We start from the raw sequence: 11,777 nt of genomic DNA on the forward strand, positions 1-11,777 counted from the left end.
GCACGGCAAGAACGGCGCGACAGCGCCCGCCCGTGGCCTGCCGGACATCGCCCTCGAGGGGGAATCCGGCTGTCTTGCCTGCCTGTAGCCAATTCATCGTTTGAGGAGTGAGTTTCTCGAAAAGCTTCGATCTAGGGCGCAGGGGCCGGCCGACCAGAGGGGGGTGCGAAGGATCGCAGGAACCGCCGGGGAGGCTCCGGTTCCTCGCCCCCACGAAGGCGGGGGAGAGGTGGCTCGGCGAAGCCGAGACGGAGAGGGGAGATGCGCCGGCCTTGAAATCGATCAGAGGGAACCCGCCGGCGTCGCAGGCCCCCTCTCCGGCCGCTGCGCGGCCACCTCTCCCCCGCCTCTGGCGGGGGAGAGGTAAAGCACCTGCTACCCCGCCAGCGCCAGCGGCGTGGCGCTCTTGTTGGGGATCTGGATATCGATTTCCAGCGTCGACATGGTCTTGCCGCGCTCCATCGAGACCTGGAGGTAATCCTGATCGATCTGCACATGCTTGGCGATCACCGCCATGATCTCCTCGCGCAGAATGGAGACCAGATCGGGCTGGCCGCGGCTCTGGCGCTCGTAGGCGAGCAGCAGCTGCAGCCGCTCGCGCGCCACCGGCGCGCTGGTGCGCCGCTTGAAGAGGTCGAGAATGTTCATGCCGCCCTCCTTCCGAGCAGACGGTTGAGCAGGCCCTTGCGCTCGAAGGGCACGACCACCGGCAGGTCCTCGCCTTCCAGTCGCCTTGCGGCGTCGATATAGGCCTTGGCGGCGACGTTGGCCGGATCGGCCAACGTCACCGGCGAGCCGAGGTTCGAGGCCCTCAGCACATCCTGGCTTTCGGGGATGATGCCAAGCAGCGGCGTCGACAGGATCTCCAGCACGTCGTTGATCGAGAGCATTTCACCGCGCGCAGCGCGCGCCGCGTCATAGCGCGTCACCAGCACGTGCTTGGCGATCGCCTCGCCCTGCTCGGCCTTCATGGTGCGGGCGTCGAGCAGGCCGATGATGCGGTCGGAATCGCGCACCGAGCTGACCTCCGGGTTGGTGACGATGACCGCCTCGTCGGCAAAGCGCATGGCGAGCTGGGCGCCGCGCTCGATGCCGGCCGGGCTGTCGCAGAAGACATAGTCGAATACCGAGCGCAGCCGCTCGATCACCTCGCCGACGCCTTCCTCGGTCAGCGCATCCTTGTCGCGCGTCTGCGAGGCCGGCAGCAGGAACAGCGTCTCGACCCGCTTGTCGCGGATCAGCGCCTGCGAGAGCTTCGCCGTGCCCTGGATGACGTTGACGAGGTCGAACACGACGCGCCGCTCGGCGCCCATGATCAGGTCGAGGTTTCTCAGGCCCACGTCGAAATCGACCAGCGCCACCTTCTTGCCGGTCTTGGCGACCGCGGCACCCAGCGCCGCTGTCGACGTCGTCTTGCCGACGCCTCCCTTGCCTGAGGTGACCACCACTACCTTGCCCATGAAATGCCTCCGTTTGGCGATTGTTGTTTCGGCCGTGCCAGGCACGGTGTTGCAGGACCATCGCACGCGAAACCGGTCCCAGGCTTACGATTGCGCCGCCCCAGATCGGCCGGGGTCAGCCGAGCGGCACCACACACAGCACGTCGTTCTCGAGGAAGGCCTGCACCGCCTTGCCGCGCGAAACCTTTTCCATCTCCTCGGCGGTGGTGTACCAGCCGTCGACCGAGATCAGCTCGGCCTCGTTCCTGCGGCAGAAGACGCGCGCGGCAATGTTGCCGAGCGCGCCGGCGGAAGCGCGGCCGCGCAGCGTGCCGTAGACATGGATGGAGCCGGCGGCGACGATCTCGGAGCCGGACGCGACCGAGCCGAGAACGATGACATCGCCATGCGCATGGAAGATCGACTGGCCGGAGCGGATCGGCGTGCGCACCATCAACGTGTCGCCGCCGGGCAGCGCGGGCTTCGCCGGCGCCTTGCCTTCCTCGGGCTTTTGCTCGTCAGCCTTGCCCTCTTCCGCCTTCTTGCGGCCGGGATGCAAGAGCAACCCGTCGCTGGTCGCCTCCTTGGCGCCGATCAGCTTCGGCGGCAGGTGCGAGCCAAGCTCGGCGCCGCCATCCATCTCGATGGCATAGACGCGAATGCCGCGCTGGCCGAGCACGCCGACCAGCGAATCGATCGCCGCAACATCGGGCTTCAAGGTGTTGAGATCGAGCACCACCGGCCGCCCGGCAAAATAGCCCGGCGAGTTGCCGATCCAGCGGTCCAGGCTCTCCAGCCAGACATCCAGGGGCGCTTCGGGGGTGAGCGTGAAAGCGACGAAAGAACGGGCGCGAAAACGGATGGATTTGGTCTCGACGGGGGCTGCGAAGGTCACGGGAAGCGATTCCTTACTGATAGGTAAACGCTAGGGGCCGAATGGTTAACGAATGGTTAATTTTGGGGGTAAGGACCGTTAAGAGCCGGCTTGGCTAACCTTTTGTGGCGGGGCGGCCACACGGGCGTCCGCGCGGCGGCGCCTGCTCAAAATCATAAGATCGACGGACGCAAAATTCGGCCCATATGCTGGGCGCCGCGCGAGGGCGCGCGGCCAGGCTCGGCTTGGACACGTCCTGGCAGCTTTCAGCATCTTTGACGCGGCCCGATGAACGGCTGCAGCATGTGAAGTTCCTAATATACGCAGGTATGCCGCACCGGGCACAGTCTGGCCCGGCTGATTTCCACCTTTTCGGAAGGAGACGGGGCATGCGCATCAATCAGGCAGGCAGCAGGCGCGAAGGCAGCAAGTGGGCAGGCAGAGCGAGCGCAACAATTGGCGCGCTGTTGCTGGCATCCCTTGCAGGATGCATGACGTACCGGACGAGCGGCAGAGATACATTCCAGACCAGCGGCATAGATGCATGGTTGACCGCGGCCAATGCCGACGCGGTCATCAATACGATGGCAGCGAAGGGGCTGATGCCGGCTACCATCGACTGCCGCTTCGACCACACCGTTCCGGGTCAGGTGGCTTACGTCTCGAAGTTCACCTGGCAGCGCGCTCCGACAAACACACGCTATCATTGGGAAGTCGGCGATCCGACCTACCTCGCCAGCAAGGAAGTCAAATCCAACCGTGTTGGCCTACACCGCATCGCCGCGAAAACCGTCCGCGACCCCGCCACCGGCCAAAAGGTTGCATGCTCGATCTGGACGAATTAGGCCACTACGAATGGCCGGCGGCTACCAGGCGCCGAGCCGGCGCGAGGCGCCGGCTCGGGTTGCCTCGAGCAATCAGGCCGCCTTGCGTTCCTTCAGGGCCTTCTCAAAGGCATCCTTGATCGGCTTGGATACGTCCTCGGTAGCCTTCAGCATCAATGCCTGGAGCGCCTTGGCCTGCTCGGCGGACTTTTCGATCTGCTTTTGCAGGAAAGCGGTCTGCAGTTCGAGGAACTCGGCCGGCGACTTCACGGCCACCAGTGCTTCGAGGTGCGCGAAGGAGGCCTCTGCATTCGTGCGCAGAGCGGCAATCATCTGCAGGGAGACCTCGTTGCCGGTGGTCTTGGCCATCTCGAGGGTCGACTCAACGGCCTTTTGAGTCGTTTCGGCTTCCGAACTCAATTTGGAAAATACTTCCTTCGACTGCTCGACGCTCTGTTCGGCGACAGCGCGGACTTGCTCGACAGCCTTGGACGGGTCGAAGGCAGGGGATTCGACGTTTTCGATGGTTTCGGTCTTGGCGGGGAGCTTGGACATTGTTTCCATCCTTTTTCCAGGGGCGGCGGCCTCAAATCAGAACCGCCCCCTTGACGTACGAGACCGTCGCAACGGATTTATGAAGCCCGCATGAATTTGGGCGAGCGGGCTGCGTCCGGCGTTGCGCAAACAGATGCCATACCGGGTGTCTAATGCCACAAAGTACAATGCCACAAAGTGATCATGTCACGTCCAAGTTGTGGACACGTCCTCTTCATGGGCGCACTCTTGGATTGCGAAACGCAGTCTAGTTTCGCCCAACGCTTCACATGCTTGAGGTGCGTCGGTGATTGTCTCACCCGCCGGATACTTTCGGCTGGGCAGAGTTTTCATTGTGTCGCATATCCGCGGTCAGGCTACGGCCTAACGCACGTTGCAGCCTGCTCCGGAATCAACTGGGAGGTAACAACATGCATAGCCTTCAACGCAGAGAACTTCTCGTTCAAGGAAGTGCGGCTCTTGTCGCAATCGCTGCTCTCCATGCCTCGCGTCGGGCTTACGCTTTTCCAGCACAGGCGGGCGAGGAAACCATTCCGTGGCTGGATCAGCCGACCGAAAATCCCGATCCGGTAGGTATCCAAAGCCAGCTTGTCTGGGAGGATCTGGATAGCTGGATAACGCCAAACGACAAGTTCTTCAGCATCTCGCATTTCAATCGACCAACGATCGATGAAAAGACGTGGTCAATGGAGATCGGAGGGCTGGTCAAGAAGCCGTTAAAGTTGACGCTCGCCGACATCAGGGCGCGACCGCGCCAGGAGGTCGTGTTCACAGTGGAATGCTCAGGCAACCACGGGTTTCCTTTTTTCACCGGCGGCATCGGCAATGCACGCTGGGCAGGGACGCCGCTCGCGCCGATCCTCGAGGAGGCCGGCGTTCTGGAGAAGGGCATCGAGGTCGTCTTCTTCGGGACTGACGAAAGCGAGATCCCGATACGCGACGTCAAGATGAAGCAGAACTTCGCGCGCAGCATGTCGCTCGCCGACGCCATGAATCCCAACAATCTGCTCTGCTATGAAATGAATGGCGTCGCGCTGCCGGCGGCCAACGGTTTCCCGCTACGGCTCATTGCTCCGGGCTGGTATGGGATCGCCAACGTCAAGTGGCTGAAGCGCATCGAGGTTCGCGACACCAGGTTCATGAGCCTTCTGATGGCCCGCGACTATGTCACCATCCGGGAGGAAGACCACAATGGCGAGACCGTGTGGACCGAGAACTCGGTGGGCCGAGCGCTGCTGAAGTCGGCGCCCGCGAAGGTCACCCGGAAAGGCTCGGACTACTCGATCATCGGGGCCGCCTGGGGGGCACCCATCGACCGGGTCGAAGTGCAGATCGATCAAGAGCCTTGGGCGCCAGCGACTATCGACCACAGCGAGGAGGCCGAACACGCCTGGGAAATCTGGTCCCTGACATGGGCAAACCCCTCGCCGGGAGAACACACGGTGACTTCGCGCGCGGTCAGCGCCACGGGCCAGATCCAACCAGCAATGGATGATCCCTTGATCGCCAAAAAGCATACGTACTGGGAGAGCAATGGCCAGGTGACGCGGCACGTCAAGATCGCTTGAGGAACATCGAAACCCACAGAGTCGGAAAGCCCGCAGGAGGCCAACGACTTGGCGAAAATGGTCATGCCGACGCAGCTGCGCGGCATGACCATTCGGGACGTCCTCTGCAGTGCATCGCGCACCCCCTCAGGCGGCGATCTGCACCTCCCTCGCTGCCTCGATCATCACGCTCGCCAGCAAGCCATAAGCCGCCTCCCAGGCCTCGCGCACCGGTGGCGTGAAGGCGTCGCCGAGACCGGCAGCGAGCGTCTCGATCAGGGCCTGGCCGACGATCGGGTAGTGATGTTCCTCGACGCCGTAACCGACGTGGCGCCTGGCGAGATCGCGCACGGTGGGCAGGATGGTCTCGGCGCGGTCCAGCCCGTGCACGACGAAACCCAGCGCCGCCATCACCTTGGCGCCCTGCTTGGTCATGTCGCGCTCCGGAAACAGCGCCCGGAGATCGCCGTCGATGGCGAACAGGCGTTCATAGAACAAGGCGGCTGCGGCCACGCGGATCGGAACGACCTCGCGAAAGCTGTCCTGGACAAGGCGTATCTGGTCGGGTGTCATCGGCGTACTCCTGGGATTGGTAAGCGATGACTTTCCCTCCGGGGCGTTTCGCAGGGATGCCGCCGCTGTCGGCGACGTGTTTCAGCGCTGTCTCAATCCGGTATCAGGCAGGCTGCCGCTTTTCGCGGCGGGATCAGATGCCGTTCATGCCCCGCTGCTCCCTGTCGCGTCGGTTGAGGAGGCCCACCAGATCGTCGGCCTCTTCGATGGGCATGTCGATCAGGGGGACGCCGTCCTCGACGACCGGCAAACCGGTGAAGACGTCGACGATGTCCCACGTGCCTTCAGGTGTCTCTTCTATGCCGTAGCGTTGGGGCATGGCGCGGGTATCTAGGGCAGGCGCGAAGGGCTGGCTAGGTGCCCTTTGCCGCCTCCTCGATCAATTCCGCGACCAGGTTGCGGAACTTTGCGTCAGACTTGTCGCCTATGTTTCCGACGTCTTTCGCTACCATCCCGGGGGCCGACACGGACACCGCTCCGCTCACCTCGACACTGACTGTGAACATCCTTCTGACCGCATTTTCCGATTGCCGCTTCCTGTAGATCTCGAACCGCATCGACGGTGTCGATGCTTTGACCAAGCGATCGGATGCGGTGTCTATGTCGAAAGCCACCTCGCCAGCGACCTCGGCATTGGCCGCTTGCAACGATGCAACCACGACGTCATCCAGCCAGGCCCTCGCTTGCGCTTCAAAGTCCGCCACAGGCACATTTCGCTCCGCAGCCCTCGCATTTTCGGCGCCTCTCCCCTTCTGATTACGGGCTTCCTTTCCGCGCTCAAGAGCTTCTTTGAACTTGGACATCCCGATGCCTCCGATCTTTCAGCGCATGAGGCCGGCCCGTCAGATCGGGCACGGTCCTCCCAATAGAACGCATGTGATCAGCGCACGTTGCGTCATCGTTTTTCCAACCCCGCGCCCACCGGCACCCATAAAGCCTTGGGATAGCTTGGGGTGAACGAGAAAGGCAGACTTCCCGTGATCCGTCGCCGGGCCGACTGGACGCATGAACCCAGGGCGGCCTGATGCCATCACGCCGACCGGGTGAGACTGCCGGATACAATGTCGCGATGCCGGCGATCGCCGCGCAATCGGAGCTGCGAAGCCAGCGGTGCGGTTGGTAGGCCGGGACCGTTTCGAGCCCCAACCGCGTCGGCATGGTCAAATGCCGCTTGCAAACATGCCCCTCGCCTTCGCGCTGCAGGTCCTTCGCCCAGCCGGCTCAAAAGGAACAAGTCGGGCGCGGCGCTCGTTAATGCCGCGGACCATGCCGGGTAAGGCAAAGTGGACATATCCGAAAATCAAATCATTGACGCCGCCAGACCAGGCCGCGGCTTGCTCTGGCTCAACGCGAAGGAAACCAGAGATGAAAACGGCTGTTTCGACCTCTCTCACAAGACGAAGCGTCGTCGCGCTGGCGGTCGCCGCCGCATCGACGACTGTAGTGGCCACCAACAACGCGCTCGCGCAGGAGCAGGCCAAGCCTGAGAAAAGCCTGTACGAGCGGCTGGGCGGCGTGTTCGCCATCGCGGCGGTGGTGGATCACTTCAGCGACGCCATCGTGAAGAACCCGATCGTCGGCCAGAAATCCAAGAATGCGCAGCTGCGGAAATGGCACACCAAGAACCTCGAACGGCTGCCCGGCCTCAAATTCATGCGCACGCTGTGGGTCTGCGACGTTTCCGGCGGCCCGTTCAAGTTCGTGGCCACCAAGCCCGGCACGACGCCGCTCGGCCTCGAGGAAGCCCATCGCGACCTGCGGATCTCGCCGGCGGAGTTCGATGAGGTCGCGGCCGAACTCGGGCGGACGCTCGATCACTTCAAGGTTCCGAAGGCCGAGAAGACCGAGATGCTTGAAGCCTTTGCCGCACACAAGGGCGAGGTTACCGCCGGCTACGACAAACAGGGCTGAAGCCCGGCCCGCAAGGCGATGCCCAATTATGTTGTCGCCGATGGCTTGCTGAGTGCGTCGCGCGCCGTCGCCAGTTCCGCTGCGGGAAATCGCGGCTGGCTCCGCCGCTCAAGGGGTGCCTGGCCGGCCACTGCCGGCCTACGCATGGAACCCGGGTCCGCGTGCCGGCTTATGTTAGCCAGAGCGCAGCAACGATATCTCGGGAGAAACCAATGGCCGACGACAAAAGCAACCGCGGCTTCCGCGACCAGAGTCTCGTCTCAGCCGACGAGGAGTACGAGGTCAGATATTTCGCCAAGCAGAACCGCATCACGCCTGACGAGGTCCGCGCGCTGATACGCGAGCACGGCAATGACCGGAAAAGGCTGGCGCGGGAGGCCAGGAAGCTGCGCGGATGACGAAACTTTCCGATCTCGGGCCGCCCATCGCCAGCACCCGGCGCGGAAACCCGCCCGGCGGATATCCGGCCTGTCATTTCTATCTCTGCCCCAGATGCGGCCAGCCGGTCGACATGCCTGACCTCCGCCAGGTGATCTGGCATCAGCGGACCGAACATGAGCGGCTGGACGTTGACCGATGACCAGGCGCGGGCCCGCGAGAGGCGTTGGTGTCGGCGATGAGGTTGCCATCCATGCCACCGTTCTGCGGCGGATCGACGAGGAGCGGGTAAGTGTCAGCATTCCGACCTATGGGCATCCGCATTCGATAGCCGACCGCACGGCCAGGAACGGCCAGAACATCGAGCTGATAGGGGAAGTCACGCGCATCGATGAGCAGGCCGGCAAGGTGACGGTGAACCTGCGGCCGGTCGTGACGGTCGATCTGGACCAGGTGAAGCTGGTGACGGGATACGAACCGCCCCGTCCCCCGGTGGCGCGTAACGACAAACCGGACTGAAGCCGGAGCCGCGGTCATTCGGGATCGGCGTTGCCGGCGGGCACGAGACGGTGGCTGAAGCGATTGCGGATGTGGTCGTTGAAATACCGGCCTTTGGCGAAGGCGGCCCGGAATGCCGCGAACGTCTCCGGCGGAACACCCTGAAACTCATAGTGCTTGCCGCTTGCCACGAACCATACCGAGAGGATGCGGCGTTCCGGATCGTAATCGGTCTTGCGAATCGAGGTTGACGGCATGCCTGCCAATTCCTGGTCTTACCCGCTCAATGCCGCTTGAAATACAGCACCTCGCGCTCGTGCTTCTCAGCCGCCTCGCGGCTGTCGAAGGTGCCGAGGTTACGGCGGCGGCCGGTCTTTTCGTCCTTCTTGCGCGAATAGAGCCGGTATTTTCCGGATTTGAGTTTTCGGATCATCGTGTACCTCCCGAAGAGGAAGGCCGGCCGTGCCGGGCCCCTCTTTCAGTCCTGGTGCTCGGGCATGTCCTCGAGCTGATCCTTCGTCCAGAAGGTGACGGCGTGGACGTCGCCGTCTTCGTCGCGCATGAAATCGAGCTGCATGGCGGGAACCGCGACGGGTTTGGCGCCGATGCCAAGGAAGCCGCCGACGTCGATGACGACCTGGCTGCCATGCATGTGGTCGACGGAGCCGATCTTCTCGTCGTCAGGGCCGTAGATGGTCGCGCCTTCGAGGATGGCCGGGGTCAGCTCGGCATTGGTGAGCCTTACGTGGTTGGTGTGATCCATGGCGTGGTCTCCTTCGGGGTTATGAAGGATGAACCTGCGAAGGCGCCAAGAGTTCCGACAGAACAGAGGACGTGGTCAGCACGGGCCAAGGCGGCCCCGCCGGCCACCGGCGAAAGGCGGCTAGCGGCGCGGTTGCGGTCTCGCCACCGTCTCCAAAGGGCTCTCCGAGAGCCGGGCCGAGCGCTGCTCACCAAGCCGGGACGACCTCTTCTTCGGTTTCGGCTCCGCTTTGGGGATCGGCGCCTTGGCGATCAGGTAGTCGGCCCGATTTGTCCGATAGTCTTCCTTGTGCACAGACGTTTTCGGCATAGACATTTTTGATCTCCTTGCAGAGATCAACGCACAGCGACGCCACCCTGTTCCCGGTTTCCTCAGCAACCCGGAGCTATTTGTTCGTGCGTAGTTGCGGGCGGAAGGCTGTCGCTCATTTTTCCTGAGTTGCAAGACGGAAAACCGCCCCGCATTTTCCTGGAATTGCTTTCGCCAAGCGCTACTCCGGACGAAAAACCGCCACGCATCTTTCCTGGAATTGCTTTAGAGCCGCCGTCTCGCCTTGAGGCTGCGGGCGGCGGCCTCGATCGCGGCGCGGTCGCTGCCCAGCCTGTCGATCAGCTCTTGCGCCTCGTCGCCGGTTATGCCGGTGCGCATGGCCAGTTCCTCGACCGTCAGTATGTCGGTGCTGGCGATCTTGCGGGTTTCCGGCAGGGCGTCATCGGCCGTCAGCGGCAAGGCCGCCTCGCGGTCGATTTCCGCCTCGGCCTGGCTCCAGTGCCGGTCGTGATTGCCGAACAAACGGCCCTCGCGTTCCCAGATTTCATAGGCACGCTGCCTGATCTTCTCCAGCCGATCGTCACCCATTGTCGGTTCCTCCATTTCAGCTTTTGCTCAAACGCCCGGCGCGGCCGAACGATCCCAGGAATCTACGCAATCATCGGTTGATGCCCGGATGATCCAGCATCCGAAAGCGGTAGCGCGGCGCATATGGGTATATACCTATGCGCCTGTTCTTTTCCCGGCGCGACACGCCTAGAGTCCGGCCACGGTGTGGCAACCCGGCGGAGCAACACGTGCCGCTGCATAAAGCACGTGACCTGGACTGACCCGATGAGGGCTGTGTTCGCATTCGTCACCCTGGGGCTGGCGGCGCTGGCCGCAAGCATGCTCTTCATGCTTCTTCTGCGGGCCTATCCGGCCCTCCATGGTGACCGGGGCCGGCTGCCCGGCTCGCCGCTGCCGGGGACGGCGAGCAATCGAGTGGCGGGGGTCTCGTCACGGATCGGCGAGGAATACGAACTCACCACCAGGCAGATTTCGGCGTCGCGGGAAAAGCTGTTCTGGAACAATATCCAGATCCTCAGGCTCATAGCCGCCTATGGCATCGTCTACGTCCATCTCGAGCCTGTCTTCATCGCCATCGGCGCCGGGTCGACGATCGTCGATATGCTGCGCTTCGGAACCGACCTGTTCCTTGTCGTGTCGGGGTTCCTTTCGGCACATGTGCTCAGCCGTCCGGGCAGGACGGCGCCGGCCTATCTGCGCGACCGGGCCATTCGCATCCTGCCGCTCTACTGGCTGTTTACGCTGCTGGCCTTCTTCGCCAAGGACTGGGTGACGGGCTACGGCACGCCGACCGTGCGCGAGCTGGTGATGTCGATGCTGTTTATCCCGTATGGACCTTATCCGATCCTGCATCCGACGTGGACGCTGGTGATCATCGTCCAGTTCAGCCTGATCATGGCCGCCTGCCTGGCGGTGAGCCGTCGCAATGCCGCCTACCTGGCCTCGGCCTTCGTCGTCCTGCTCGTGCTGCTCGGCAGGATGTTCCAGCCGCAGAACCCGGCGCTGGCGGCCTACACCGATCCGATCCTGATCGACTTCGCCTTCGGCGTCCTGATCTACAAGGCGCTTGGAGGCGAGCAGCACTGGCCGGCGCAGGATCGCGCCGTCGGATGGGCGCTGCTGGCGCTCGGCATCGGCATGGCGGCGGTGGTGCTGAGGCCGATGTTCTGGGCGGACCTGCCCCGGCTCGTCGGGCTTGGCCTGCCGGCAGCGCTGCTGCTCTTCGGTACGGTGATCCTGGAGCGGTCGGGCCATGTCGTGCGGTCGGCGTCGGTCAATTTCGTCGCCAGATGCACCTTTGCCATCTATCTATGCCACCAGTTCGTCAATGGTGCGTCCGAGAAGATCGTGTCGCTCGACCCGACCTCGCGCATCGTTCATGTCCTCGTGCTGGTGGCCACCCCCCTGCTTGTCACCATCGTCGCCGTATTCATCTTCAGCTATGTCGAAGCGCCTGTGACACGCCATCTCAAAGGCCATTTGGGCTAGCCTCGGCCTCAGATGATGATTGTCGTCGGCATTCTACTTGGCTAAGCCACCGGTCAAGCGTGAGCGGCCAGCGCATCACAGCCCAGC

18 protein-coding genes are annotated in these 11,777 nt (G+C 63.1%); 6 read left to right on the forward strand and 12 right to left on the reverse strand.

All coding sequences use genetic code 11. The features are described 5' to 3' along the window. Positions 1–375: 375 nt before the first annotated feature. The 3 genes from minE to minC all read right to left on the reverse strand — a co-directional run bounded on the left by minE (position 376) and on the right by minC (position 2,334). Complete coding sequence (minE, locus tag EN857_RS03915) at positions 376–648, reverse strand: cell division topological specificity factor MinE (protein WP_127286476.1); 273 nt, start codon at positions 646–648, stop codon at positions 376–378. After that, positions 645–1,460 (reverse strand): septum site-determining protein MinD, encoded by an 816-nt coding sequence (gene minD, locus EN857_RS03920; RefSeq protein ID WP_127286477.1) that lies wholly within the window; start codon positions 1,458–1,460, stop codon positions 645–647. The genes minE and minD overlap by 4 nt, the downstream gene beginning before the upstream one ends. 115 nt (positions 1,461–1,575) lie before the next feature. Beyond that, the gene (gene minC / locus EN857_RS03925; RefSeq protein ID WP_127393329.1) at positions 1,576–2,334 is read right to left on the reverse strand and encodes a septum site-determining protein MinC; all 759 of its coding nucleotides are present in this window, start codon (positions 2,332–2,334) and stop codon (positions 1,576–1,578) included. Positions 2,335–2,702: 368 nt separating this feature from the next. Here minC and EN857_RS03930 point away from each other — a divergent pair, with 368 nt between their 5' ends. Further along, complete coding sequence (locus EN857_RS03930; RefSeq protein WP_127310579.1) at positions 2,703–3,158, forward strand: hypothetical protein; 456 nt, start codon at positions 2,703–2,705, stop codon at positions 3,156–3,158. A 72-nt stretch (positions 3,159–3,230) separates the two neighbouring features. Here the strand turns inward: EN857_RS03930 and EN857_RS03935 are convergent, their stop codons facing one another. Beyond that, a complete protein-coding gene (locus EN857_RS03935) occupies positions 3,231–3,692 on the reverse strand; it encodes a phasin (RefSeq protein WP_135858005.1) in 462 nt (153 codons plus the stop codon). Between the two features lie 410 nt (positions 3,693–4,102). On the opposite strand from EN857_RS03935, the gene EN857_RS03940 reads away from it, so the two are divergent. Beyond that, a complete protein-coding gene (locus EN857_RS03940) occupies positions 4,103–5,260 on the forward strand; it encodes a sulfite oxidase (protein ID WP_127310581.1) in 1,158 nt (385 codons plus the stop codon). A gap of 126 nt (positions 5,261–5,386) precedes the next feature. On the opposite strand, the gene EN857_RS03945 is transcribed toward EN857_RS03940, so the two are convergent. The 3 genes from EN857_RS03945 to EN857_RS03955 form a co-directional block, all read right to left on the reverse strand. Beyond that, positions 5,387–5,812: a globin family protein gene (locus EN857_RS03945; RefSeq protein WP_127286481.1), complete on the reverse strand. Its 426-nt coding sequence runs from the start codon at positions 5,810–5,812 to the stop codon at positions 5,387–5,389. A gap of 133 nt (positions 5,813–5,945) precedes the next feature. Next, positions 5,946–6,131, reverse strand: a complete 186-nt coding sequence (locus EN857_RS03950) for a hypothetical protein (protein WP_127310582.1) — start codon at positions 6,129–6,131, stop codon at positions 5,946–5,948. Between the two features lie 34 nt (positions 6,132–6,165). Continuing rightward, positions 6,166–6,615, reverse strand: coding sequence for a hypothetical protein (locus EN857_RS03955; protein WP_127393330.1), 450 nt, complete (start codon positions 6,613–6,615; stop codon positions 6,166–6,168). A 562-nt stretch (positions 6,616–7,177) separates the two neighbouring features. Between EN857_RS03955 and EN857_RS03960 the strand changes: the two genes are divergently transcribed. The 3 genes from EN857_RS03960 (at position 7,178) to EN857_RS03975 (ending at position 8,620) form a co-directional block, all read left to right on the forward strand. Then, on the forward strand, positions 7,178–7,723 hold the full coding sequence (locus tag EN857_RS03960; protein WP_135858008.1) for a group 1 truncated hemoglobin: 546 nt from the start codon (positions 7,178–7,180) through the stop codon (positions 7,721–7,723). A gap of 212 nt (positions 7,724–7,935) precedes the next feature. Continuing rightward, positions 7,936–8,121 carry a DUF3606 domain-containing protein gene (locus EN857_RS03965; protein WP_128346458.1) on the forward strand — a complete coding sequence of 62 codons (186 nt, stop codon included), beginning with the start codon at positions 7,936–7,938 and terminating at the stop codon, positions 8,119–8,121. A gap of 178 nt (positions 8,122–8,299) precedes the next feature. Next, positions 8,300–8,620 (forward strand): hypothetical protein, encoded by a 321-nt coding sequence (locus tag EN857_RS03975; RefSeq protein ID WP_127394274.1) that lies wholly within the window; start codon positions 8,300–8,302, stop codon positions 8,618–8,620. Positions 8,621–8,634: 14 nt separating this feature from the next. On the opposite strand, the gene EN857_RS03980 is transcribed toward EN857_RS03975, so the two are convergent. The 5 genes from EN857_RS03980 to EN857_RS04000 all read right to left on the reverse strand — a co-directional run bounded on the left by EN857_RS03980 (position 8,635) and on the right by EN857_RS04000 (position 10,220). Further along, positions 8,635–8,856 (reverse strand): KTSC domain-containing protein, encoded by a 222-nt coding sequence (locus tag EN857_RS03980; RefSeq protein WP_127394276.1) that lies wholly within the window; start codon positions 8,854–8,856, stop codon positions 8,635–8,637. Positions 8,857–8,882: 26 nt separating this feature from the next. Beyond that, on the reverse strand, positions 8,883–9,032 hold the full coding sequence (locus EN857_RS03985; protein WP_127394275.1) for a hypothetical protein: 150 nt from the start codon (positions 9,030–9,032) through the stop codon (positions 8,883–8,885). A 45-nt stretch (positions 9,033–9,077) separates the two neighbouring features. Further along, positions 9,078–9,362 (reverse strand): PRC-barrel domain containing protein, encoded by a 285-nt coding sequence (locus EN857_RS03990; protein ID WP_127283927.1) that lies wholly within the window; start codon positions 9,360–9,362, stop codon positions 9,078–9,080. Positions 9,363–9,482: 120 nt separating this feature from the next. Beyond that, on the reverse strand, positions 9,483–9,677 hold the full coding sequence (locus EN857_RS03995; protein WP_127310587.1) for a hypothetical protein: 195 nt from the start codon (positions 9,675–9,677) through the stop codon (positions 9,483–9,485). A gap of 219 nt (positions 9,678–9,896) precedes the next feature. Beyond that, complete coding sequence (locus EN857_RS04000) at positions 9,897–10,220, reverse strand: DUF2934 domain-containing protein (protein ID WP_127283925.1); 324 nt, start codon at positions 10,218–10,220, stop codon at positions 9,897–9,899. Between the two features lie 246 nt (positions 10,221–10,466). On the opposite strand from EN857_RS04000, the gene EN857_RS04005 reads away from it, so the two are divergent. After that, positions 10,467–11,690: an acyltransferase gene (locus tag EN857_RS04005; RefSeq protein ID WP_187331179.1), complete on the forward strand. Its 1,224-nt coding sequence runs from the start codon at positions 10,467–10,469 to the stop codon at positions 11,688–11,690. Positions 11,691–11,777: the final 87 nt, after the last annotated feature.

This window comes from Mesorhizobium sp. M4B.F.Ca.ET.214.01.1.1 (assembly GCF_004791545.1).
Classification (GTDB): Bacteria; Pseudomonadota; Alphaproteobacteria; order Rhizobiales; family Rhizobiaceae; genus Mesorhizobium; species Mesorhizobium abyssinicae.